Below are 21124 nucleotides of genomic sequence, written 5' to 3'. Positions count from 1 at the left end.
AGTGGCAAGCCCAAAAAATATTATGATAGCCGATATGACGATAAAATATACTTCTTTAACTATGATTGATCCTTAAATTTAAAGCGGTATTTTAGCCAAACGAAGGTTAAAATTTTATTTGAAGGATGAAATTTTAATGCTTTGATAAAATTCCGCGCCCTCGCAGGCGCGGAATTAAAGGGGTTAGTTTTTGACGGCTTTGCCCAGATCCCACATAGGCATGAAGATACCCAGAGCCAAAAGAAGAACCATGCCCGCCATAAAAAATAGCATGATCGGCTCTACGTAGCTTGAGATATTATCGATAATATCGTCGAATTTCTCTTTGTAATAGTCAGTGACGTTGCCGAGCATCTTATCGAGGTTACCGGCCTGCTCGCCCGCGCTGATCATCTGAATAAGCATACTCTCATAAAGCCCTGTATTGTTAAACGCCTCGGTTAGGCTCACGCCCTGCTGCACGGCGATTTTAACGGTAGAGAGCTTCTCTTTTAAAGTATGATTATCCACCATTAAAACAGATGTATCTAGTGCATCTGCGATAGGAATACCCGCTCGCACAAGCTCTGTAAAAATAAGCATAAATCGCGACATCGTCGAGAAAAATATGATCTTACCGAATAGATAGACCTTTAAAATCGTCTTGTCAAAGCCCTTTTTAAACTCAGGGTTATTGCGATATGCCCATCTAAGAGCTATGATAGTGCCTATAATGCCCGCTAAAACAAAAATTCCATAATTATTAAGAGTGCTTTCGATACCAAGTAGAATTCTAGTAGGTAGTGGCAAATCCGCGCCCAAATCCTCAAAAATCTCGCGGAATTTCGGCACGACATACATCATCAAAACCGAAAACGCAATTGCCATAACGATCATAAGGATCATCGGATAACGCATCGCCTTTTTAAATTTACGCTGGTTTTCCCAAAGCTCTTGAAGCATAGCGGCAAGCTTGGCTAGAGACTCTGCCATATTACCGGTTGCTTCGCCCAGACTTACCATCGCAACGACGACATCACCGAGCTGTCCTCTAAATTTCTCCGTAGATTCGGTCAAGCTAAGACCTGCGTTAAGATCGTCGTTCATAGCACTAAAAATCTCTTTTAGCGTCTTATCCTCTGCCGCCCTTGCGACCTCTTTGATCGAGTCGTGGATTGAAATTCCCGCATTTGTCATAACCGAAAGCTGACGGATCGACGCTACTAACGGCAGCGTTCTAACTCTTCCGCTACCACCTAGCATGCGCGAAACCTGCGCCTTAAAATCGCCGCCCGTATTCGCTACGACCTGGGTTTCACCTCTTTTTACGATCGTCCCGCCTACGCGCTGCTTCATTAGGTTGTTTGCTTGCACCTTATCGCTAGCTTGCAAAAACATCTTCTTTCTTGCGCCCTTGGCGTTGTATTCAACTTCTAATTGCTTTTTCATTGTTTAGCCACCCTATAAATTTCTTCTATACTAGTTACTCCGCGCGCAGCACGTATAACACCATCTTCAAACATATCTATAAAACCCTCCTCCTTCGCCAAGACCCTCATATCGTCCTTTGAGCCGCCGTTAGCGATCAAGCTCTGCATTTTATCGGTAATAGGTAAAATTTCACTAATCATCTCACGCCCCATATAGCCCGTCTGACCGCATTGATCGCAACCTACAGCCTTGAAAAATGTGTATTTTTCAGGCAAAAATTCCTTCAGCTGATCAAGCATCGATTTAGGCAGATTCGTAGGCTGCTTGCAGTGCGGGCAAAGCTTTCGCACGAGACGCTGCGCCTCTACTGCAATGAGCGCACCACTTATGAGGTAGGCCTCTATACCCATATCCACTATTCGCGGGATCGCACTAACGGCGTCGTTGGTGTGTAGGGTCGAGAAAACCAAGTGTCCAGTAAGAGCAGCCTGGATCGCGATCCTAAGGGTCTCTTGATCACGGATCTCACCGATCATTATGATGTCAGGGTCTTGTCTTAAGATCGAGCGCAATGCTGAAGCAAAGGTAAGACCTGCTTTTTCGTTAACTTGGACTTGTTGGATTAAATTTACTTGATACTCTACCGGATCTTCTACGGTAATAACCTTAGTATCGATATTTTTAATATCGTTTAGCGCTGCATATAGCGTCGTAGACTTACCGCTTCCCGTAGGTCCGGTAACCAAGATAATACCATATGGAGCCTTCATAGCGTTATTAAATTTCTTAAAGCTATCAGGGTGCATACCGAGCTTTTCCAGACTTATGATAACCTTGGATTTATCTAGGATACGCATAACGGTAGATTCGCCATTGATGATAGGCAGTGTCGAAATACGAAAGTCGTATTCGCGACCTGAAATTTTCATACTAAACCTGCCGTCTTGCGGCTTGCGACGCTCGGCGATATCCATATTTGAAAGTAGCTTCAATCGGCTTACTAGCGGTGGATAGATATCCTTATCAAAGATAAAAATTTCAGCAAGCATTCCGTCGATACGCGTACGCACGACGCAGTTATTCTCGGTAGGCTCGATGTGAATATCGCTACCGCGCATCTTAATAGATTGACTAATTATCATCTCAATGAGCTTTAAAATCGCTGAGGTATCATCGCTGCTTCCGCTACCGCCGGTGTTAGCAAGCTCTTTGCGTATCTCCGCTACGAGCCCTTTAATGCTCTCTGAAAGCTCAAGCTTAGATAGATATTTATTTACCTGATTTGGATCGGCTACTACGATTTTAAGCAGCTGTTTGCTAAACATAGCCTGCGCTTTATCTTGCGACTCAAGATTAAACGGATCAGAAAAAGCAACGTAAATATTCAGATCATCCGCTTTAACAGGTATCACGCCGTATCTTTTAAGCTGTGCGGTAGGAGTGCGTTCCGATAGCCTGAAGTCTATATCGATATCATCTAAATTCATATATGACAGGTTCATTTTCTTGGCTAGAATTTGCAAAAATTCCTTCGGATCCATCGAAAATTTTTCGCTTATATCGTCAAATTCTATCTGACGGCGCTTGTATAACTCAACTAAAATCGAGCAAAAATCATCCTGGCTTAGATAGTTATCTCCGACTAAAACCTCGCCTAGCGTCAAGCCAATATCCATCTTGTCCTTGATTTCCGGAACAACGGTGCTAGTAAGGATATTGTTTCGTATTAAAATCGCAACGATCTGCTCTTCAATCTTTGTCATCGCGATCACCAATAAATTTTAATCGAGCTAAGCTTATCGCCAGCATAAATTGCAATTACCATCTTTTTTACCCCTTCCTCTTCTTTGATAAAAAGCTCGGCACGCTCGCCATTTTCTAGGGTAAAGACATACGTATCACTCTTTTTTACGTATGCTCTCTCCGTAAATTTATCAAAAATTTCAGACAAAATATAATTGATCTTAGGCGTGCGTATATAGCTAATATCCACGCCGTCGCAAAGCGCCAAATAAAGCATCTTTTTTTGAAAAATTATAGTCGAATAAAGAGAAGCATTCTCGCGAGCCTCTTTGGTTTTATAAAGCATCACCGTAGGCACGACGAGCTCATTTACTTTATCCATCTTGAGGCACGCTTTAGCATACATATTCGCAAGCGCCTCACTCTGCTCCTCGATGAATAAATTTCGCACGCTTTCTTGGCAGATACGGTTATACTGACCGATCTGATCCCAGTTGCGCACGTCATCGGCGCTAACTGCAAATAACGACGCGATCGTAAAAGCTAAAATATATAAAATTTTCATAGTTTGTCGCTTCTTATCTTTGAAATTAGATTAGAAATTTCGCTATTTTTCGCCTTTGCATTAAAGGTCTCAAGAGCGTAAAGCGCGTCTTCTTTACGACCCTTTTTATAATTGGCTTTGGCAAAAATTATCCAGCTAGCGACGTTGTCCTTATCAAGCTCATTTGAAGTAAGAGCCCATTTAATCGCATTGTCGTAGTCTTTCTTATTATACGCTTCTTCGGCTAGCGATAGCGAATACTCAATCTTATTTGTAGCGTAAAATTTGCTCTCCAAGCTCTGCTTATCTTCGCTTAAATTTGAAGTTTTTATCTCAATTCTAGAACTTAGCGGAGCGCTACTTGCGGTATTTGTAGAACCTCCAGAGAAATTTGATTTAGGCGGCAATGGAGCGCGTCCAAAATCTATAACTTCGTTTTTAGGCGGCTGATTTGCAAAAGCTGCGTTATTGGTATTAGGCACATTAAATGTAGGAGCATTTTGATTACCAAAATTCTGTCCGCCAAAATTTTGACCGCCGAAATTTTGCGCCTGAGCCTGCCCGCCATAGTTTCCGCCATTTTCGTAATTATTGGTTATCTTAAACCCACCGGAATCCTCGCTGGATAGCACACCCACATCGTTTAAATTTAAGCTTGGGCGTTCCTTTTCGTGTTTAGAGGCGCGGGCAACTTTCGGCGCGCTAATGTTGTAATCCTCTTTGGAGATATTATTTTGCACTGCAAGATCTGCCGCCTGCTGCTCGGCATCATTAGTAGAATTTACAGCACCACCTTTGTCCTCAATATTTTGATTGATACTTGCCATACTGACGCTATCACTGTCTTTAAGCAGCCAAAATATCGCTCCGATAGCAACCGAGATCAATATCAAAAGCCCCAGAATCGTCTTGTCGAATCTCAATACGAAATTCGGCTTAGATTTCAAAAAGGAAAACTGCTTTCTATTTTTGTTATACTCTTCCCATTTTTTTTCAAGTTCGTTTACTTCGTAAAATTCAAGCATTTATTATCCCCGAGCCTATCGCTGCCATCTCTATGATTTTATTATTAATCTGCGAAAAACTAATTTCCGTAGGTTTATTTACTTCGTAATACTCAAAAAGCTCATACATCTTATACATAAGCTTGTTGATATTTCTCATATTGCCGTCCGTTAAATTTAAAATCAAATCGAAATTATCGTCGCTAAACATAAAATAGTATTGTTGAAAGCCATGAAGCACAAGCTTTTTTTCAATATACAGCTTGACTTCGCCTAAATTTGAATTAGGAAGCTCAATGCTCTCCCAAATTCTAGTTTTAAAATAATCCTTCGCGAGGCGATCTTCCTCGTCCGTCTTATGTACCGTAAATAAAAATTTAAACAATCTGGTATCTGCCATAAGACGAATTTTTTCTATTAAATTCCCAGGATACAGCTGAGCCTCATCAAGCAAAATAACGACCTGCTCTACCGCCCCTACGTTAGTAGAAATTCCAAATCTCTCTCTGTAAACCCGCATAAAATTTTCATAATTATCTATCGGTTCACTCGGCGTAGAGTGAAATATCTGAGAATACAGCTCTAAGAAAAATTCTTTCTCATCAAAAAACGGCTGCGGTACAAATACGACTCTTACCTTTTTTTCAAGATCGACCTTGATTTTATTAAGTAAAAATGTCTTGCCACAGCCCGGTTTGCCGTAGAAAAGTATAAGTTTTAACGGCTTTTGCAAAGCATTTAAAATTTTATGATAAGCAAGGGTAGATTTATCGAGATTAACGAAGTCTGAGACTTCGTTATCCTCGATAAAGATCTCCTTGATCGCCGTATAGTTATTACTCATTTTCGTAGATGGATTTTGAGTAACCTAGCTCTTTAAGAGAGGTAGCAAGCGGCGCGCCGGTATTGTCGATGATATGTGGAGTTACTACGAAGATTAGCTCTGATGTACTCAAAACATCGGCAGTACTTTTGAAAAGATTTCCGATTAGCGGAATTTCAGCTAGCACAGGTACCCTAGTGTTATTCTTAGACTTAGTTGCACCAATCAAACCGCCTAAAATTACAGTATCGCCATCATCTACCCAAACTACACTAGAGAGTTTCTTTTGCAAGGTATCAGGTGCGATATCTCTTCTACCGTTTTCTTTTCTTACATTATCTTCTGCATATTTAAGAGAACTTAAAGATGGATTGATTCGTAGCATAATCCTATTATCATCTGAAATTTCAGGCAAGATATTCAAAAGAATACCTACAAAGATCGAATACTGATCATCCGACTGGGTATCTCCGCCTTGATAATCACCTGTAGTAGTAGATTTCAATACATAGTTAATGGTATCACCTACGGAGATAATAGCAGGCTGATTATTCATCGTAGTTACCTTAGGGCTTGAAATAATCTTGGTTTTACCTTTAGTCTCTAGGAAGTTAATTAAACCGTCGATATTAAAATTTAGATTAGCCCCTATCGTCCAAGTTCCGTGAGTATCGCTAGCCTTTCCTCTATTTCCGTTATCTATGTGATATCCTGAAAGCTTAGTCGGATCTCCACCTACATAGGTATTAAATCCTAGTTGAAATTTACTCCAATCAATACCGGTAGTGTATTCGTTATTTAGCTCGACAGATATGATATTTACGTCTAGTAAGACTTGGCGACTAAGGCGTTTTTGCATACCGCTTAGATATCTATCTACGCGAGCTATCTGAGACTTCATAGCAGTAACGGTTACTAAACCGGCATTTTGATTTATAATAGGAGCGACTGCGACGTATTTTTCGGTACCGTTATTTAAAACAGAGGTAATTTCCTCGCTAATCTTCTCCCAAAAATCAAATTTCTCTTTGGTAGTGATCTTATTATCTTCTTTATTTTCTTTATCGTCGCTATCATCCACTTTCGTAGGTGCGGAATCGACGGAAGATTTAGTAACAGCAGTACCTTCTCTAATAGAAGTGATGTAATCCACTTTAAAAGTCCTAGTCTCTAGCGCTGAAATTTTTAATATGCCATGAGAATACTCATAGCTTAGATTATTCTCTTTTATGAGTAGATCTAAAACTTCGCGTAAAGAAAGGTCTTTGATGCTTACGCCTTGCAGTGGCTTACTCATCTCCTCTTGAGCGATAGCATCTTTTGCTACCACCGAGAAGCGGCACATATCGGATAGCTGAGTTAGCATCTCATTTAGCGTAACGGTATCGTTAATCTTGATATTTAGTGCCTTCCTATCGCAGTTACCTGCAGTTGCGGGAGCGGCATATAGACTAGTAGCCGTAACAGACAAAGCAAGCATAGCGGCTATGCTAAGCTTTTTACTTATATGTAATAATGACATTTTGACTTCCTTGTTTTAGTGTTAGTTCGACTTTATTTTCATCGTCGTTGGTAATAATAACGCTATTACCCGTTATTTGCACGATCTTATATGAGCCTACATACTCGCCCAAACCATACCACTTATCGTTTAGCTTAACCTTATCGCCCATAATACCTACTAGCTGATAACCTAGATCCACCTGCTGATTGGCTTCTCTAGGCGCATTGGCTTCTTTAGGATAAAACGGATCCTGCAAAGAAGCTATCTGCTCATCGCTAAGACCCACTCTAGGCTTACTAAGATCATCGAATATCGCATCGTACTTAGCTTTATAGGCTCCATTACTAGGCGCCACCGTCTGATTATTATCTACAGCAAATAGAGCAGTAGAAAGCAGCAAAGAGCATAAAATTAACTTTTTCATTAGTAATTTACTCCCCAGATAGATATACCGATGCTTCCACCGATTTTGCCGTTTTTAGTGGCATTGATATCCATCTTATTTACATCTACGATCATCTCCGATTGTTCTATAAGGTTGATATACCTAAGGACGTTCGAAAATGCTCCTTCAAATTTCACATCTATATCCAGCAAAGCTTCAGGCTGAAAAATTTGTTTGATGCTAGGCTCTCTTCTATCGCTGTGAATAGCATAAATTTTAATATTGTTATTCTCTGCGATCGTTGAGAGGCTATCCATAAATTTAGCCCAGTTCTTTTCATTATAGGTAAGTTTTGAAATTTCTTTTAGCTTACCGTCTAGATACCCACGCTCTTCAATGATATTGTTAAGGTTGGTCCTAGCACCATTGAGGATATTGCGCTTATTATCAACGAAAGCTTTAGGATCACCGCCAAAAAACTCGTTATACTCTCTTTGTGCGCCTTCAAGCTTCGTCGTGGCAGTACTTAGATTTGTTTCGCTCTCCTCTAAATACGGATCCGCATAGCTACTCAAAATAAAGTAAGCTACCACACCTACAAACAATAAAGCTATGTAAAAATAGTTATTTGCACTATTTCCCTTGGAGGCAAACCATTGATCAAGTTGATCTAATGAACTTTTCTTTTTCATTATTTAACCTCCACACTGATATTACTATCGTAAAAGACGGTTTTATTACCCTCTTGCAGCGCGATTGTTTTAGTATCCACGCCATACACCTCTTTTTTACTGATATCCTCTAAAAGCTCGGTCATCTGCTTATCGTTTTTGGTGCGCACCTGAACAGTTAGAGTCCTATTCTCATCACCGATCCTAACCATATTGCCCTTATTTTTAACGACCATATTGGTTAGCTCAAAAATAGAAACACCCTTCATAGCGTAATTGTTTTTCTTATCTAAGATGGCATTAATTAGATCGCGCCTGTCGTTAAGCTCCTTACCACTCTTAGCAGCCTGGGCATTTACCTCTTTAGTCTCTTTATCCAAACGCGCATTTTCTGCTCTAGCAGGAACCATCTGATCTTCCAAACCTTGATATTCGCTAGTTTTATCATTAGCTACCATATTATTATAATATCCATAGCCGAAGTTATACGCAGGATACACAGCCCCAAGTAAGCAGCCTAGCAACATATAGCCTATCAGCTTGCCGGTTGATCTTTGAGTCAAAGGCGGAGGTCTCATAAACGGCGAGTAGTTGTGATCGTCATCTTTGGTAACCAAATAATCTTGACCTACCAAAAACATCAAAATATCTAGCTGAGTGAGAGGATAATCTTTTGCGTTGATTGCAACGTTAAAATTAAAATCCTTGTATCTTAGCTTTAGATTATTTTCTACAAAAACCTCGATCGCAGGAATTTTACCGATATCCGTTCCGATATAGACGTTTTGAATATTGACGTTGTAAATTTTACTAATACCGTTCAATACGTCGTTGATGTAGTAAAACATATCGTCAAAAATTTGGATCATATAATCGCGTTCGGTCGGATTTTCTAAATTTACTCCCTGTTTGGAGAGCAGTCTATAAAAGCTCTCTTCATCGACTCTACTGCCGACTAGCTCAACATATTTTTCATGCAAGAATTTTAGGTTATATCTTACTTGGCGGGATTGAAAATATTCGCCGTTTTGATACACTACCAAAAACGCATCGTCGCGTTGCAAGTAGATGAAGCAGTCGATTCCGTCGCGAGTTAGGACGCCTCTATTATACAAGCCCTCGTATAAAAACGGAGCCATAGCCACATAGTCGATGTAGTTCGTCCTAGCGGCGATCGCATCGAATTCTGAAGTGAGTTTGGCATTATCTACGACAAAGACGTTGAAAATTCTATCATCGCCGCCAGCGCCTATTACCTCACTATAAGTGATTTTGTAATCCAAAGCGGTGTCAAGCCCCAGCTCCTCATACACCTTAACGACGATCGCATCTAAAAGATCCGCGTCCTCAACCGATCTGCTTATCTCAACCGTCGCAGTCATTATATCCTTATACGGAATATATGAGACGTAAGTTTCCTTCGCACGATTCGCTTTTGAGAAGTCGTGCTCGAAAACTTCATTCTCACTTAGACCGAATATGGTTTGCGTGACTTTGTTAATCGCAACAATCGAACTAGCATTTTTACTATTCTTTGCCATAACACTCCACTTCCAAATGAAATTTTCTACGCTGCTAATACTAATAGAAATAAAATAAAATGTCAATAGATAAAATCGGTTTTTACCCTAAATTCGTCATTTTTCCAGCTTTTTTTTACAAAAACTGTTAATTTTAAGTAAATTTTGACCTTAGAAAAATTTGAAATTAACTTTTTGGCTCGAATTCCGATCCGCTTGATCGCTTCGCCGTTTTTGCCGATCAACATCTCTTTGTGTGAATTGCTGTCCGTTATGATCCGCGCATATACCGAGATCAGACCCGGTTTTTCCACCACTTTTTCCATGACGACGTCGCTGCAATACGGGATCTCGTCGCTCATACTCTCAAAGATCGCCTCAAGTATGAAGTCGCGGTAAATTTCGCGCTCATTCGTCGCGCTTAAAATTTCAGGATCGTAAAAATACTCATGCTCGGGCAGAATTTTACAAATTTCGTCCAAAACCTGCTTTTTATAGACCTTTTTTTTGATGCTAACGGGGATTATCGCCTCAAATTTATCGGTAAATTTTTGATATTGCAGCAGCTTTTGCACGATCTTTTCGTCGTTTGCTTCATCAATTTTAGTTAAAATCACGATATGTTTGGTGCCTGCATTTAAATTTAAAAACTTTTCGTATTCTGTGGTACCGTCGTGCACGGGCGCCAAAAACAGCACCAAATCGCAGCCCTCAATCGCCCCGAGCGCCACTTCGACCATCAGTTTATTCATCAGCTTGGCGCTTTCGTGCAGCCCCGGCGTGTCCGTGAAAATCACCTGATCTGCGCCGTTCATCGCGATGCCGTTAATCTTGCGGCGTGTAGCATTGATCTTGTGCGAGACGAGCGAAATTTTCTCGCCGCAGAGATAGTTTAACAGCGAGCTCTTGCCCGCATTCGTCCGCCCGATGAGCGTTACAAATCCGCTTTTCATATTTTCCTTAAATTTATAAATTTTATCTTGCAACCGCAGCACTAAGCCCTTGCAGGTAAATTTTAAAATCTCGTTTTGCGCAGGCCAGCTCTTGCACAAGCGGTTGAAATTTGAAATTCTGCCATCACATAAGCGGATAAAATTTAAAATTTCAAGCTGCGCGGTAGCGATAAAATCTTACCCGTCGCAGCACAGAATTTTATCTATCCAGAATCTCGCGAGCCGCGAATTCTGCAGCTTCGTAAATTGATCGCGAAATTTTAAATTCTATCCTGCCATGCGCTACGGCTTGGCATATAACCCACGCAGCACAGAATTTCGATCATTCCTGAATTTTACAGACTTAAAATTTCAAAGTATCACCAAATTTAAAAGGATGGAATTCTGCGTATTTTAAAATTCCGCTAAATTCCAAACCTAAAATTCTAACGCTTCGCAATTTTCAAAACCGCCAAATTCCGCGACTCTGTAGAATTCTAAAAGTAGCTACCGCGCCGCCTTATAAAATGTATTTCGCCAGATCCTCGTCGCTTGCGATGCCTGCGAGCTTTTCGCTTACGAGCTTCTCATCCACGACGATCTTTTGCCCTTTAAACTTATCCGCTTCGAAGCTGATATCCTCAAGCACCTTTTCCATTATTGTATGTAGCCTTCTAGCGCCGATATCTTCGACCTTTTCGTTCGTACTAGCCGCAAATTTCGCGATCGCTTTGACCCCGTCCTCGCTAAATTCCAGCTCCACGCCCTCGGTCTTTAAAAGCGCCGAGTACTGCTTAAGAAGCGAATTTTTCGGCTTGGTTAAAATTTCGCACAGCGCCGCCTCGTCTAGGCTGTCAAGCTCGACGCGAAGCGGGAAGCGCCCCTGAAGCTCGGGTATGAGATCGCTAGGCTTGCTGATATGAAAGGCGCCCGCGGCGATAAAAAGGATGTGATCGGTGTCAATATTGCCGAATTTCGTGCTTACGCTGCTGCCCTCCACGATCGGAAGCAGATCGCGCTGCACCCCCTCTTTGCTCGGATCCTGCCTGCCGCTATTGCCGCTTGAAACTGCCACTTTATCGATCTCATCGATAAAGATAATGCCCTCGTTTTGCGCACGCCTAACGGCTTCGGCTTTGATGCTCTCCATATCTAAGACCTTCTCGCTAGCCTCGCTTTTGAGGGCAACCTTGGCGTCTTTTACCTTCATCTCTTTTTTGCTTTTGCGCGTCGAAATTCCAATTACTTTGATGAAGCTTTCCTGCATATTCGCCATCTCGGGCGGCAAATTCGGATTTGATTCAAGCGCGTTTTCGCTTACTTCGATCTCGATACTAAGATCGTCTAGATCGCCGCGTTCGAGCTTGGCCGCCATTTTTTCGTAGCTTTTTTCGTAATCGGCAACCTTCTCCTCGCTCGCTCCGCGCGGAAGCGGCGGAAGGACTTTTTCTAAAATTTTACGCTTGATGTAATCATCGATCTTGTCTTTATTCTTTTCAAATTCCTCGCCGCGCACTAAATTTACCGACGCGGCGGCCAGATCGCGCACCATGCTCTCCACATCGCGCCCCACGAAGCCTACTTCAGTATATTTGCTAGCCTCGACCTTGATAAAAGGAAGCCCGAACATCTTCGAAAGTCTGCGCGCAATCTCGGTCTTACCTACGCCGGTAGAGCCGATCATCAGGATGTTTTTGGGCATCACCTCGTTTTTCATCTCATCTTCAAGCGCCATTCTGCGGTAGCGATTTCGCAAAGCCACCGCTATCGTGCGTTTGGCGCTATTTTGTCCGATTATATATTCGTCTAGTTTCTCTACGATCTGCTTTGGCGTCATCATCTCTTTTCGTCCCAAATTGCGTATGTTTTGATGTTCTCATTCGTGTAAATGCAAATCTCGCCCGCGATTTTAAGGCTTTGCTTTACGAGCTCCTCTTCGTCTAAGCTTGCAAATTTATCCAAAGCTCGCGCCGCGCTAAGAGCGTAATTCCCGCCGCTTCCGATCGCTGCGATCTTGCCGTCGTCCGGCTCTACCACGTCGCCCGTGCCGCTAAGCAGAAAGATATTTTTGCGGTCCAGCACCAGCATCATCGCTTCGAGCTTTCGCAGATATTTATCTTTGCGCCATTGCTTGCTAAATTCTATCACAGCCCTTAAAAGATCGCCCTTTGCGCCATCTAAGCACTTCTCAAACATATCAAAAAGATTAAACGCATCGGCGGTGCTGCCCGCAAAGCCCGCCAAGACGTTGCCCTCTTTGCCGATCTTTCGAATTTTAGTCGCATTGCCCTTTAAGACGGTGTTTCCGAACGTAACCTGCCCGTCGCCGCCGATGACAGAGCCCTTCGCGCCTTTGTAAGCTAAAATGGTAGTCGCTTCAAACACTAGCCACCTCTATCTCAAATTTAGCGCTTATGCCGTGCTTTAGCTTGGCATTTACGTCGTAAATCCCGGTCGTTTTGATAGCCTCGGTCTCTAAAATTTTCTTATCGATTTCGATCCCTTTTTGCTCTTTTAGCGCGGTTGCGATCTCATCTTTGGTCACTGAGCCGAAAAGCGCGCCGCTCTCGCCCGTCTGCTTTTCGATCTTTACGCGGATCTTAGCTAGCTCCTCGGCTAATTTTTGCAAGCTTGCAACCTCGTATTTTTCTAGCTCGGCTTGCTTTTTCTTATCCGCTTCAAATTTACGCAAAACCTCAGTCGTAGCGGCTTTGGCGTAACCTTTGCCGATTAGGAAGTTATTACCGTAGCCGTCCTTGACCTCCTTTACCTCGCCCGCCTTTCCGAGCCCCTTAACGTCTTTTATTAGTAATACTTTCATCCATTATCCTTTTAAATTTAGCTTTAAATTTATAAAATTTTATAAGCGGCGCGGACGGATCTAAAATTTCGTGAAATTTCATGAAACCCGCCAGCAGCCGCTCGCGCTTTTTCGATAAATTTTAAAATTTCATTTTGTGAAATTTGCCTACAAACCTTGCCGCCATAGGCAAAATTTCAGCTAAAGCTTGCGTCCGTTCTTGCCCGCGATGATAAATCTTAGCGCGCTTAGTTTGATAAACCCGTCGCCGTCTTTTTGATTGAAAACCTTATCCTCTTCAAACGTCACGAAATCGGTATTAAACAAGCTATCGCTCTTGCTCTCCCTACCCAGCACGGTCACGTTGCCCTTATAAAGCTCTAGCTTAACCTTGCCGTTTACGTGCTCTTGGGATTTGTTTATCAGCTCTTGAAGCAGCAAGCGCTCCGGGCTGAACCAAAAGCCGTTGTAGATAAGCTCGGCGTAGCGCGGCATTAGATCGTCTTTTAGATGCGCCGCGCCGCGATCTAGCGTGATGCTCTCGATCGCGCGGTGAGCCTTTAGCATGATCGTGCCGCCCGGAGTTTCGTAGCAGCCGCGACTCTTCATGCCGACGTAGCGATTTTCAACAAGATCGAGCCTGCCGATGCCGTTTTTAGCGCCGAGTTCGTTAAGTGCTGCCAGCATCTCGTGCGGTTTAAGCGCCTTGCCATTTAGCTTTACGGGATCGCCGCGTTCATATTCGATCTCGATGATCTCGCTCTTATCTGGCGCATTTTTAGGGCTCATGGTCCATCGCCACATATCCTCTTCAGGCGCATGGGCGGGATCTTCCAGCACCAAGCCCTCGTAGGAGATGTGAAGGATATTCGCATCCATCGAATACGGCGATTTGCCAGGCTTTGAGGCAATGTCGATACCGTTTTTCTTAGCGTAAGCAAGCAGCTTCTCGCGAGAGTTCAGATCCCACAGCCTCCACGGCGCAATCACCTTAATATCTGGATTTAGCGCGTATGCGCCAAGCTCGAAGCGGACTTGATCGTTACCCTTGCCGGTTGCGCCGTGGCTTATGGCGTCCGCGCCGGTCTTTTTCGCAATCTCGACTAGCTTTTTAGCGATTAGCGGGCGCGCGATTGACGTGCCCAAAAGATACTCGCCCTCATAAACGGCATTTGCGCGAAACATCGGAAATACGTAATCGCGCACAAATTCCTCGCGCAGATCCTCTACGAAAATATTTTCCTTTTTTATGCCCAGTTTCACAGCTTTGTTTTTGATCGGCTCCAAATCCTCATTCTGACCGATATCTGCGGTGAAAGTCACCACATCGCAGCCGTAAGTATCACCTAGCCACTTTAAAATAATACTAGTATCTAGTCCTCCGGAATACGCCAAAACGACCTTTTTTACATCTTTTGCCATCTCAAATCCTTTACGTAAAATTTGGCGAAATTCTACCAAAAATAGTTTAATAGTTGCTTTTAAGGCAAATATCGCTAAACTCACGCCTATGAGAATCGATAAATTTTTAAACGCAGTCAATATCACCAAGCGCCGCGCCATTAGCGAAGATATGTGCAAAAGCGGCGTCGTAGCCGTAAACGGCGTCGTAGCAAAGCCCGCCAAAGAGCTTAAAATCGGCGACGTAATCACGATAAGATTTTTGGATAGAAAACAAAGCTTTAAAGTCCTAGCCTTTCCTAGCGCGAAAAATACGCCCAAAAGCGAGCAAGCAAAGTATGTCCAAGAGCTTTGAACTGCTCTGCGGCGAGGATGAAATTTCACGCCTCGTGCAGACTCTGCCAAAAAGCGGCATAATATTGCTAATCGGCGATCTTGCCAGCGGCAAAACGACGCTTGCGCGTGCGATCGTGCGGGCGCATGGGTTAGACGAGCACGTGAACTCGCCTACATTTTCAATCATGCAAAACTACGGCGAAATTTATCATTACGACATCTATAACGGCGGCTGCGAGGGGATTTTAAAAAACGGACTATTTGAAAATTTATTTGAAGAGGGGCTTCATCTGATCGAATGGGCGGATGAAAATTTGATAAATTTACTTAAAAAATATGAGCTTGATTTTTGCGTAGTGAGGATCACGCCACACGCGCAAGGGCGAAAATACGAGGTAAGCTATGCATAAACTGGAAGTCAGGGGTCTTAAAAAAACCATAAAAAGCACGCCGATCATTAAGGGCATCTCGCTGGAGCTTTACAACGGCGAGATAGTGGGGCTGCTGGGGCCCAATGGAGCGGGCAAAACCACGACGTTTTATATGATCTGCGGGCTGATAAGCGCTAGCGGTGGTGATATCTTGCTTAATGAGAGCAGCATCGCAAAGGTTCCACTTCATAAGCGCGCTAAGCTCGGCATCGGCTACCTGCCACAAGAAAGCAGCATCTTTAAGGAGCTTAGCGTTGAAGAAAATTTAATGCTCGCCGCGGAGATCACCTATAAAAACAAGGCCGAAGCTTCGCAAAAGGTCGATGAGATGCTAAATCTGCTCAACATCGAGCCGATCAGATTGCGCAAAGGCGTGAGCCTAAGCGGGGGCGAGCGCAGGCGCTGCGAAATCGCGCGAAGCCTGATGATAACGCCGAAATTTCTACTTTTGGACGAGCCATTTGCAGGCGTCGATCCGATCGCCGTTAACGACATCCAAAGCATCGTGCGCGATTTAAGCGATCTTGGCATCGGCGTGCTCATCACCGATCACAACGTCCGCGAAACGCTTGCGATCTGCGACCGTGCCTACGTCATCAAAGACGGCGAGCTGTTCGCCGGCGGCACCGCAAAAGAGATAGCTAACGATCCGAATGTCCGTAAATTCTACCTCGGCGAGGATTTTAGCATCTAAGTCAGCCAGAGCGCTTTGGATTTTCACTTCCCGCTTCGGCGCGCGCGGTTAAATTTTATAATTTAAGTTTTGCGATTTAAAATTCAAGTGTACGGCTGCGACTGGCTGTACGCGTGCCTCTCGACCTAAATCTGCGTATTAAAATTTTAAAGCCCGTAAAGCCTCGGCGCTCAATAATTTCACGTCCGTTTTAATTTACATATTAAATTTTGAGGCGTAGCGCTTCGGTGCGAGGCGCGTATCAGTATGGTTTGAATTTTGTGCTTAAAATTTTGAAATAGTTATGACGGCGAGATTTAAACTCGGCGTCTAAATCTCGCGCATCAATTTTTGAAGTGCGTCTCGGGCTCGTTTTTAAATTTCAAAAGGTATTTTGTGCACTGCAAATTTTAAATAATTTTTTTGCTACAGACTCACTTTTACGACCGAAATTTTACACCTGCGGTACATAAAATTTAAATCGCATTTTAATCGCACTTTGTTTAAATTAAATCAAATTTTAAAGCGTGAGACGTCTTTAAACGTAACGCTTTCATCTGCGCATCAAAATCACGCCCACAATTTGCAAAAGAATATCCGCTCGTAGAATTAAAATTTTAAAGCAACAACCTCAAATAAATTACGTATGCGAAGATGCCTGCGGTCGCGTGATGTGGTTAAATTTCACGGCGTAATTCCGCGAGTGGCAGCGTAAACCAAAGCACGCACAAAACTACTCACTTCGGCTTCGACGCATCAAATTAAAAGCGACGCGCGAAGCAAGGCCTTCCGACCCGCTAGAATTTTGCCGATCAAGCCGCCTTGTTTAATTAAAATTACACTTTTATTTGCTCTGCGGGTTTAAATTTCGCTCATCTTAAAGCTCGCTGCGAATTTTAAAATTTTAACCCGGCACTCGTCGCTTCCCTTAAAATTTTAAAATTCTTAAAATTTTGGCGAGATCAAGGAGAGATTATGAAAAAAGTTCTACTTTCGTGCGCCTTGGCAGGCGCGCTTTTTGGCCTAGAGATCGACGGATTTAGTGCACCTAGTGGTTCACTTATTACCGATGACGCTTTTTATATCGCAAATCGCGGCAGTAGTGAAGATCCACAAGAGCGCGACGGCTTCATCAGCCGCATAGTAAAAAACTCGGGTATCGTTGAGACAAATTTTATAGACGATCTGGTAAATCCTGGCGGAATGGCGCAGATCAAGGGCGTGCTCTACGTGTGCGATCTGGATGCGATCAGAGGCTTTAGCAAAGGTCAGGAGGTTTTCAATCTGAAAATCGAGGGAGCGCAGGCCTTAAACGACGTCGTAGCGCTCGGTAGCGAGGTTTTGCTCGCAAGCGATAATGCGCGTAGCGTGATTTACAGCATAAATTTAAACGCAAAAAGCTACGATGAGTTCGCACGCATCGACCCCTCGCTCGGCAATGCGGGCGCGCTTTTGCTCAAGGGCGACAAACTTCTGATCACCACCTTCGATCTTAGCGGAAAGGTTCCGGGGCGCGTGCTAAGCATGGATCTGAAATCTCGCGAAATTTCGATCTTTGCCGATATGAAGGGAGTTTTCTACGGCATAGCACGCGGAAAAAACGGCGAAATTTTAATTAGCGACTGGGGTGAGGACCTTTTAAGCGGCAAAATTTGGCGTATCGATGCAAACGGACAGATACGCAAAATAAACCTCGGCGCGATGCAAAGACCTGCGGACATCTCAAGCGACGGTAAAGTTTTATTTATCCCAAAAACGTTGGAAAACAAGGTGGAGCTGATAAATTTGCCGTAACCGGTCGTCTTATTGCGCTTCGCAGTTTGCTTAAATTTTACAAAATATATGCAATATCGTGCTTTATAAGCCATCTTTTTTTGCTCCGCCGCTTGCGCGGCAGTATCGGTTACAGACCAGAGCTAATCGCGATATCGAAACTAGGTCAATGCCGAAGCCGGTCGCAGCGCCAAGGCTAATTGCGGCAGCGTAAGAGTTATATTACGAAACTAATCGTCCTTTTTCGCGCGCACTCAAGAGCCAAATACGATCAAAAGCCGCGCGTGCCGTCTTGCTACACGTAAATGCCGAGCCTGCCGTAAAATTTGCAAATCCATCCGCTCTACTTTTAAATTTCCTCGCCTTAAATTTCATCACCGCGGATATTTTTGCAGGCCGAGCGGCGCTAAATTTCAGCGCAAAATTTAACGCCTGCCGTGACTCAAAAGCCTTGAAGACTCATAACGCGCGAAATTTCAGCGCGATATTTGACGCCGAAGCGTGCTTTTAACATACCGAATTCGTATCTGCGCGCGAGCGAATTTTGCGCGGCGGCATGACCTCTACCGCACGCCGTATTTATAGGCTGCAAGGGCGAGCGGAGCTCATTTTTCCGCGCAGTGTGTATGTCTATTTAGGCTACTCAGGGCGTCTGCGCGCGGAACCTACCCCTCTATGCGCCCCTCCCACACAGCGGGAGCGTCAAGCTCTACGTATGAGTTTAAAATTTCATACGGCTCGTAGCTAAATTTATACGCCAGGCTCGGGCACTGCTTCACCGCATAGCCCAGATAGATCCATCGTAGCCCCAGATCTTGGGCAAACTCGATCTGTTTTAAAAGCGAAAATTTACCCAGACTTAGATGCGGCAGATACGGATCGTAGTAGCAATACACCGAGCTGATGCCGTCATCCACAATATCGATGAGATCGACGCAGATAAGCCGCCCATCCTCGCCGTAGTAAGAAATTTCTTTGCCGAAGTCGCCGTGGCCCTGGACGTAAATTTCGTCATATCGCTCAAAATCGATCTCTTGCAGAGGCCAGCCCTTTTTTAGATGCATATAGTCGTGGTAAAGCGCGAAAAGCTCCAAACGCGCATCGTTTAAAAGCGGGCGAGATTGCCATACATAGGCGGTCGTGCGATTATTTTTATAGACGCGACGATGCGATTTGCTAAATTTAAAATTTGTAGCATCGACACGCAAACTTTTACACTCCGCACAGGCTGCACAAATGGGCTTTTGAAAATACCTGCCGAAGCGGCGGTAGCCGTGCTGCACTAAGCTTGAATTATATTCGAAGTCGCAGTCTTTTATGTAGAGATACTCGCTGCGCGCGGCTCTGCCGTCCAGATAGGGGCAGGCAAAATCCAGCGTGCAAAATGGAATTTCAGTCATTCAGCTTTTTGATGTTTGCCGCGTCCACGTATTTTAAAAACTCGTCTTTGAGGCGATTTTCGCGTGCGGCGATGCTCTCTTTGGCTGCGTCGAATTCCTCCGCGGCACCGTCTAGGACGCCCCCGCTTTGCAAGCTCAAATCATCATCTTTAAAAATATCTTTAAACTCGTCGCGATTTGGATTAGGTTTTTTGGGCTTTTTGGGCGCGGAGCTTGCCGCCTTATCCTTAAGCATATCCTTTTTTATATCTTTTAGGCTATCTAAAAAATCCATACTCTTTCCTAAATCCGCGCCGATTTACGCATCGCAGCGATGATGGCGGCGATCGCTTCGTTTTTATTCGGCTGCATATCATCAATAGTGTTTTCTAAAATTTTGTCTAAATTTTTCTCTACGTAGCTCGTGTCGAAAAAGCCAAGCCGGAACTCACGCGACTTGCTGATACTGAGCAAAAACGGAATGATCGTGCGCACCCCCTCGATACGAAATTCCTTCAGCGCACGCTCTAGTTTATTGACGGCCAGGTCGTAGTCGGTGGTTTTGATGATTAGCTTGGCTAGAAGCGAGTCGTAAAACGGCGGAATTTTATAACCTTTGTAGATGTGGCTATCGACGCGCACGGAAGGGCCTAGTGCTGGATAATAATCGCTAACGGTGCCGGGAACGGGGGTGAAATTTTTCCAGACGTTTTCGGAGGTAATACGCGCCTCGATCGCGTAGCCGTGCGGTTTGATATCGCTTTGCTCAAGCTCTAAAATTTCGCCGTTTGCGATGCGGATCTGGCGCACGACGAGATCGACGCCCGTGACCTCCTCGGTGATGCCGTGCTCGACCTGGATACGGGTATTCATCTCCATAAAATAGAAGTTGTTGTAATCATCAAGCAAAAATTCCACCGTGCCGACGTTGGTATAATTCACCGCCTTCGCCGCAGCTACTGCGGTCGTACCCATCGTCTTTCGCAGATGCTCGCTTATCGAGGGGCACGGCGCGATCTCGATGATCTTTTGGTGGCGGCGCTGGATCGAGCAATCGCGCTCGCAAAGGTGGATAATGTTTCCGTAATTGTCGCCGATGATCTGAAACTCGATATGGCGCGGCTTGACGACGAGTTTTTCCATAAAAATTTCATCGTTGTTAAAAAAGGTCTTCGCCTCCCTCGTGCACGAGTCGTAGGCGCTCTGCATATCTTTCTCGTCCCACACCTCGCGGATACCGCGTCCGCCACCGCCACCGCTAGCCTTTAAAATCACGGGATAGCCGATCTCGCGCGCATATTTTTTGATCGTATCCATACTCTCGTGATTTAGCTTCTCGGTGCCCGGCACGATCGGAATGCCGTTTTTGCGCATCAAATAGCGAGCGATGTTTTTGTTGCCCATTTTGCGAATAACGTCGGGTTTCGGACCGATGAAGATGATCCCCGCGTCCTCGACCTCTCTTGCAAAGTCAAAATTCTCGCTCAAAAAGCCGTATCCAGGATGTATCGCATCAGCGCCACACTCTTTGGCGACTTCGACGATCTTTTTGGCATCCAGATAGCCTTTTAGCGCGTCGGCGCTGACCTCGTAGGCCTCATCGGCGATTTTTACGTGCAAGCAATCGATGTCGGGTTTGGTGTAGATCGCGACGCTTTTAATATGCAGATCTCTGCAGGCTCTAATGATGCGAACCGCGATCTCGCCGCGATTAGCGATAAGAATTTTACGTATCATAAATAATTGCCTCTTTTAAAAAAAATACCGCGGTAATAATAGTATAAAAAATTTTATA

The 21124-nt window shown here is 44.1% G+C and carries 21 protein-coding genes; 4 read left to right on the top strand and 17 right to left on the bottom strand.

What is annotated here, in order from left to right:
* Positions 1–183 precede the first annotated feature (183 nt).
* From Q0323_RS01160 to Q0323_RS01095, 14 genes are all read right to left on the bottom strand, one after another.
* Positions 184–1428, bottom strand: coding sequence for a type II secretion system F family protein (locus Q0323_RS01160; RefSeq protein WP_297903504.1), 1245 nt, complete (start codon positions 1426–1428; stop codon positions 184–186).
* Entirely contained in the window at positions 1425–3173 is a 1749-nt protein-coding gene (locus tag Q0323_RS01155; protein ID WP_298050668.1) for a GspE/PulE family protein, read from the bottom strand. Before Q0323_RS01155 ends, Q0323_RS01160 begins: the two co-directional genes overlap by 4 nt.
* A 5-nt stretch (positions 3174–3178) precedes the next feature.
* Positions 3179–3718, bottom strand: a complete 540-nt coding sequence (locus tag Q0323_RS01150; RefSeq protein ID WP_298050666.1) for a hypothetical protein — start codon at positions 3716–3718, stop codon at positions 3179–3181.
* Positions 3715–4722, bottom strand: a complete 1008-nt coding sequence (locus Q0323_RS01145; protein ID WP_298050665.1) for a hypothetical protein — start codon at positions 4720–4722, stop codon at positions 3715–3717. Before Q0323_RS01145 ends, Q0323_RS01150 begins: the two co-directional genes overlap by 4 nt.
* On the bottom strand, positions 4715–5545 hold the full coding sequence (locus Q0323_RS01140; RefSeq protein ID WP_005870282.1) for an ATP-binding protein: 831 nt from the start codon (positions 5543–5545) through the stop codon (positions 4715–4717). Before Q0323_RS01140 ends, Q0323_RS01145 begins: the two co-directional genes overlap by 8 nt.
* Positions 5538–7046, bottom strand: coding sequence for a pilus (MSHA type) biogenesis protein MshL (gene mshL / locus Q0323_RS01135; RefSeq protein WP_297894751.1), 1509 nt, complete (start codon positions 7044–7046; stop codon positions 5538–5540). The genes Q0323_RS01140 and mshL overlap by 8 nt, the downstream gene beginning before the upstream one ends.
* Positions 7024–7383 carry a hypothetical protein gene (locus Q0323_RS01130; RefSeq protein ID WP_177389139.1) on the bottom strand — a complete coding sequence of 120 codons (360 nt, stop codon included), beginning with the start codon at positions 7381–7383 and terminating at the stop codon, positions 7024–7026. Before Q0323_RS01130 ends, mshL begins: the two co-directional genes overlap by 23 nt.
* Positions 7384–7451: 68 nt before the next feature.
* Positions 7452–7988, bottom strand: coding sequence for a hypothetical protein (locus Q0323_RS01125; protein ID WP_298050663.1), 537 nt, complete (start codon positions 7986–7988; stop codon positions 7452–7454).
* Between the two features lie 116 nt (positions 7989–8104).
* Positions 8105–9625 (bottom strand): hypothetical protein, encoded by a 1521-nt coding sequence (locus Q0323_RS01120; RefSeq protein WP_297942316.1) that lies wholly within the window; start codon positions 9623–9625, stop codon positions 8105–8107.
* A gap of 62 nt (positions 9626–9687) precedes the next feature.
* Entirely contained in the window at positions 9688–10557 is an 870-nt protein-coding gene (gene era / locus Q0323_RS01115) for a GTPase Era (protein WP_298050661.1), read from the bottom strand.
* Between the two features lie 499 nt (positions 10558–11056).
* A complete protein-coding gene (gene hslU / locus Q0323_RS01110; protein ID WP_297942322.1) occupies positions 11057–12376 on the bottom strand; it encodes an HslU--HslV peptidase ATPase subunit in 1320 nt (439 codons plus the stop codon).
* Entirely contained in the window at positions 12373–12921 is a 549-nt protein-coding gene (gene hslV / locus Q0323_RS01105; protein ID WP_005870266.1) for an ATP-dependent protease subunit HslV, read from the bottom strand. The genes hslU and hslV overlap by 4 nt, the downstream gene beginning before the upstream one ends.
* Positions 12914–13357: a 50S ribosomal protein L9 gene (rplI, locus tag Q0323_RS01100; RefSeq protein ID WP_297880930.1), complete on the bottom strand. Its 444-nt coding sequence runs from the start codon at positions 13355–13357 to the stop codon at positions 12914–12916. The genes hslV and rplI overlap by 8 nt, the downstream gene beginning before the upstream one ends.
* A 180-nt stretch (positions 13358–13537) precedes the next feature.
* Complete coding sequence (locus Q0323_RS01095) at positions 13538–14758, bottom strand: argininosuccinate synthase (protein WP_298050659.1); 1221 nt, start codon at positions 14756–14758, stop codon at positions 13538–13540.
* Between the two features lie 88 nt (positions 14759–14846).
* Between Q0323_RS01095 and Q0323_RS01090 the strand changes: the two genes are divergently transcribed.
* From Q0323_RS01090 to Q0323_RS01075, 4 genes are all read left to right on the top strand, one after another.
* Positions 14847–15092: a S4 domain-containing protein gene (locus Q0323_RS01090; RefSeq protein ID WP_298050657.1), complete on the top strand. Its 246-nt coding sequence runs from the start codon at positions 14847–14849 to the stop codon at positions 15090–15092.
* Positions 15076–15483 carry a tRNA (adenosine(37)-N6)-threonylcarbamoyltransferase complex ATPase subunit type 1 TsaE gene (gene tsaE, locus Q0323_RS01085; RefSeq protein WP_298050656.1) on the top strand — a complete coding sequence of 136 codons (408 nt, stop codon included), beginning with the start codon at positions 15076–15078 and terminating at the stop codon, positions 15481–15483. The genes Q0323_RS01090 and tsaE overlap by 17 nt, the downstream gene beginning before the upstream one ends.
* Positions 15476–16198, top strand: a complete 723-nt coding sequence (lptB, locus tag Q0323_RS01080) for an LPS export ABC transporter ATP-binding protein (protein WP_298050654.1) — start codon at positions 15476–15478, stop codon at positions 16196–16198. Before tsaE ends, lptB begins: the two co-directional genes overlap by 8 nt.
* A 954-nt stretch (positions 16199–17152) precedes the next feature.
* Positions 17153–17971 carry an ATP-binding protein gene (locus tag Q0323_RS01075; RefSeq protein WP_298050652.1) on the top strand — a complete coding sequence of 273 codons (819 nt, stop codon included), beginning with the start codon at positions 17153–17155 and terminating at the stop codon, positions 17969–17971.
* A 644-nt stretch (positions 17972–18615) separates the two neighbouring features.
* Here the strand turns inward: Q0323_RS01075 and Q0323_RS01070 are convergent.
* Genes Q0323_RS01070 through Q0323_RS01060 form a run of 3 tightly spaced genes read right to left on the bottom strand, consistent with a single transcriptional unit; the run spans position 18616 to position 21066 of the window.
* Positions 18616–19350, bottom strand: coding sequence for an arginyltransferase (locus Q0323_RS01070; RefSeq protein WP_298050650.1), 735 nt, complete (start codon positions 19348–19350; stop codon positions 18616–18618).
* The gene (locus Q0323_RS01065) at positions 19343–19624 is read right to left on the bottom strand and encodes a hypothetical protein (protein WP_298050648.1); all 282 of its coding nucleotides are present in this window, start codon (positions 19622–19624) and stop codon (positions 19343–19345) included. Before Q0323_RS01065 ends, Q0323_RS01070 begins: the two co-directional genes overlap by 8 nt.
* An 8-nt stretch (positions 19625–19632) precedes the next feature.
* Positions 19633–21066, bottom strand: coding sequence for an acetyl-CoA carboxylase subunit A (locus Q0323_RS01060; RefSeq protein WP_298050646.1), 1434 nt, complete (start codon positions 21064–21066; stop codon positions 19633–19635).
* Between the last annotated feature and the right edge of the window lie 58 nt (positions 21067–21124).

Source organism: uncultured Campylobacter sp. (genome assembly GCF_938030145.1).
In the GTDB taxonomy this organism is placed as follows: Bacteria; Campylobacterota; Campylobacteria; order Campylobacterales; family Campylobacteraceae; genus Campylobacter_B.
This window is presented reverse-complemented; position numbering and strand designations above follow the sequence as displayed.

Excerpts from the sequence above, each read along its gene's own strand:
- Q0323_RS01160 (WP_297903504.1), bottom strand. The coding sequence starts at position 1,428 with ATGAAAAAGCAATTAGAAGTTGAATACAACGCCAAGGGCGCAAGAAAG.
- Q0323_RS01145 (WP_298050665.1), bottom strand. The coding sequence starts at position 4,722 with ATGCTTGAATTTTACGAAGTAAACGAACTTGAAAAAAAATGGGAAGAG.
- Q0323_RS01065 (WP_298050648.1), bottom strand. The coding sequence starts at position 19,624 with ATGGATTTTTTAGATAGCCTAAAAGATATAAAAAAGGATATGCTTAAG.
- Q0323_RS01095 (WP_298050659.1), bottom strand. The coding sequence starts at position 14,758 with ATGGCAAAAGATGTAAAAAAGGTCGTTTTGGCGTATTCCGGAGGACTA.
- Q0323_RS01060 (WP_298050646.1), bottom strand. The coding sequence starts at position 21,066 with ATGATACGTAAAATTCTTATCGCTAATCGCGGCGAGATCGCGGTTCGC.
- Q0323_RS01070 (WP_298050650.1), bottom strand. The coding sequence starts at position 19,350 with ATGACTGAAATTCCATTTTGCACGCTGGATTTTGCCTGCCCCTATCTG.
- lptB (WP_298050654.1), top strand. The coding sequence starts at position 15,476 with ATGCATAAACTGGAAGTCAGGGGTCTTAAAAAAACCATAAAAAGCACG.
- mshL (WP_297894751.1), bottom strand. The coding sequence starts at position 7,046 with ATGTCATTATTACATATAAGTAAAAAGCTTAGCATAGCCGCTATGCTT.
- Q0323_RS01120 (WP_297942316.1), bottom strand. The coding sequence starts at position 9,625 with ATGGCAAAGAATAGTAAAAATGCTAGTTCGATTGTTGCGATTAACAAA.
- Q0323_RS01150 (WP_298050666.1), bottom strand. The coding sequence starts at position 3,718 with ATGAAAATTTTATATATTTTAGCTTTTACGATCGCGTCGTTATTTGCA.
- Q0323_RS01155 (WP_298050668.1), bottom strand. The coding sequence starts at position 3,173 with ATGACAAAGATTGAAGAGCAGATCGTTGCGATTTTAATACGAAACAAT.
- era (WP_298050661.1), bottom strand. The coding sequence starts at position 10,557 with ATGAAAAGCGGATTTGTAACGCTCATCGGGCGGACGAATGCGGGCAAG.
- Q0323_RS01090 (WP_298050657.1), top strand. The coding sequence starts at position 14,847 with ATGAGAATCGATAAATTTTTAAACGCAGTCAATATCACCAAGCGCCGC.
- Q0323_RS01075 (WP_298050652.1), top strand. The coding sequence starts at position 17,153 with ATGAAAAAAGTTCTACTTTCGTGCGCCTTGGCAGGCGCGCTTTTTGGC.
- Q0323_RS01140 (WP_005870282.1), bottom strand. The coding sequence starts at position 5,545 with ATGAGTAATAACTATACGGCGATCAAGGAGATCTTTATCGAGGATAAC.
- tsaE (WP_298050656.1), top strand. The coding sequence starts at position 15,076 with ATGTCCAAGAGCTTTGAACTGCTCTGCGGCGAGGATGAAATTTCACGC.
- rplI (WP_297880930.1), bottom strand. The coding sequence starts at position 13,357 with ATGAAAGTATTACTAATAAAAGACGTTAAGGGGCTCGGAAAGGCGGGC.
- hslU (WP_297942322.1), bottom strand. The coding sequence starts at position 12,376 with ATGATGACGCCAAAGCAGATCGTAGAGAAACTAGACGAATATATAATC.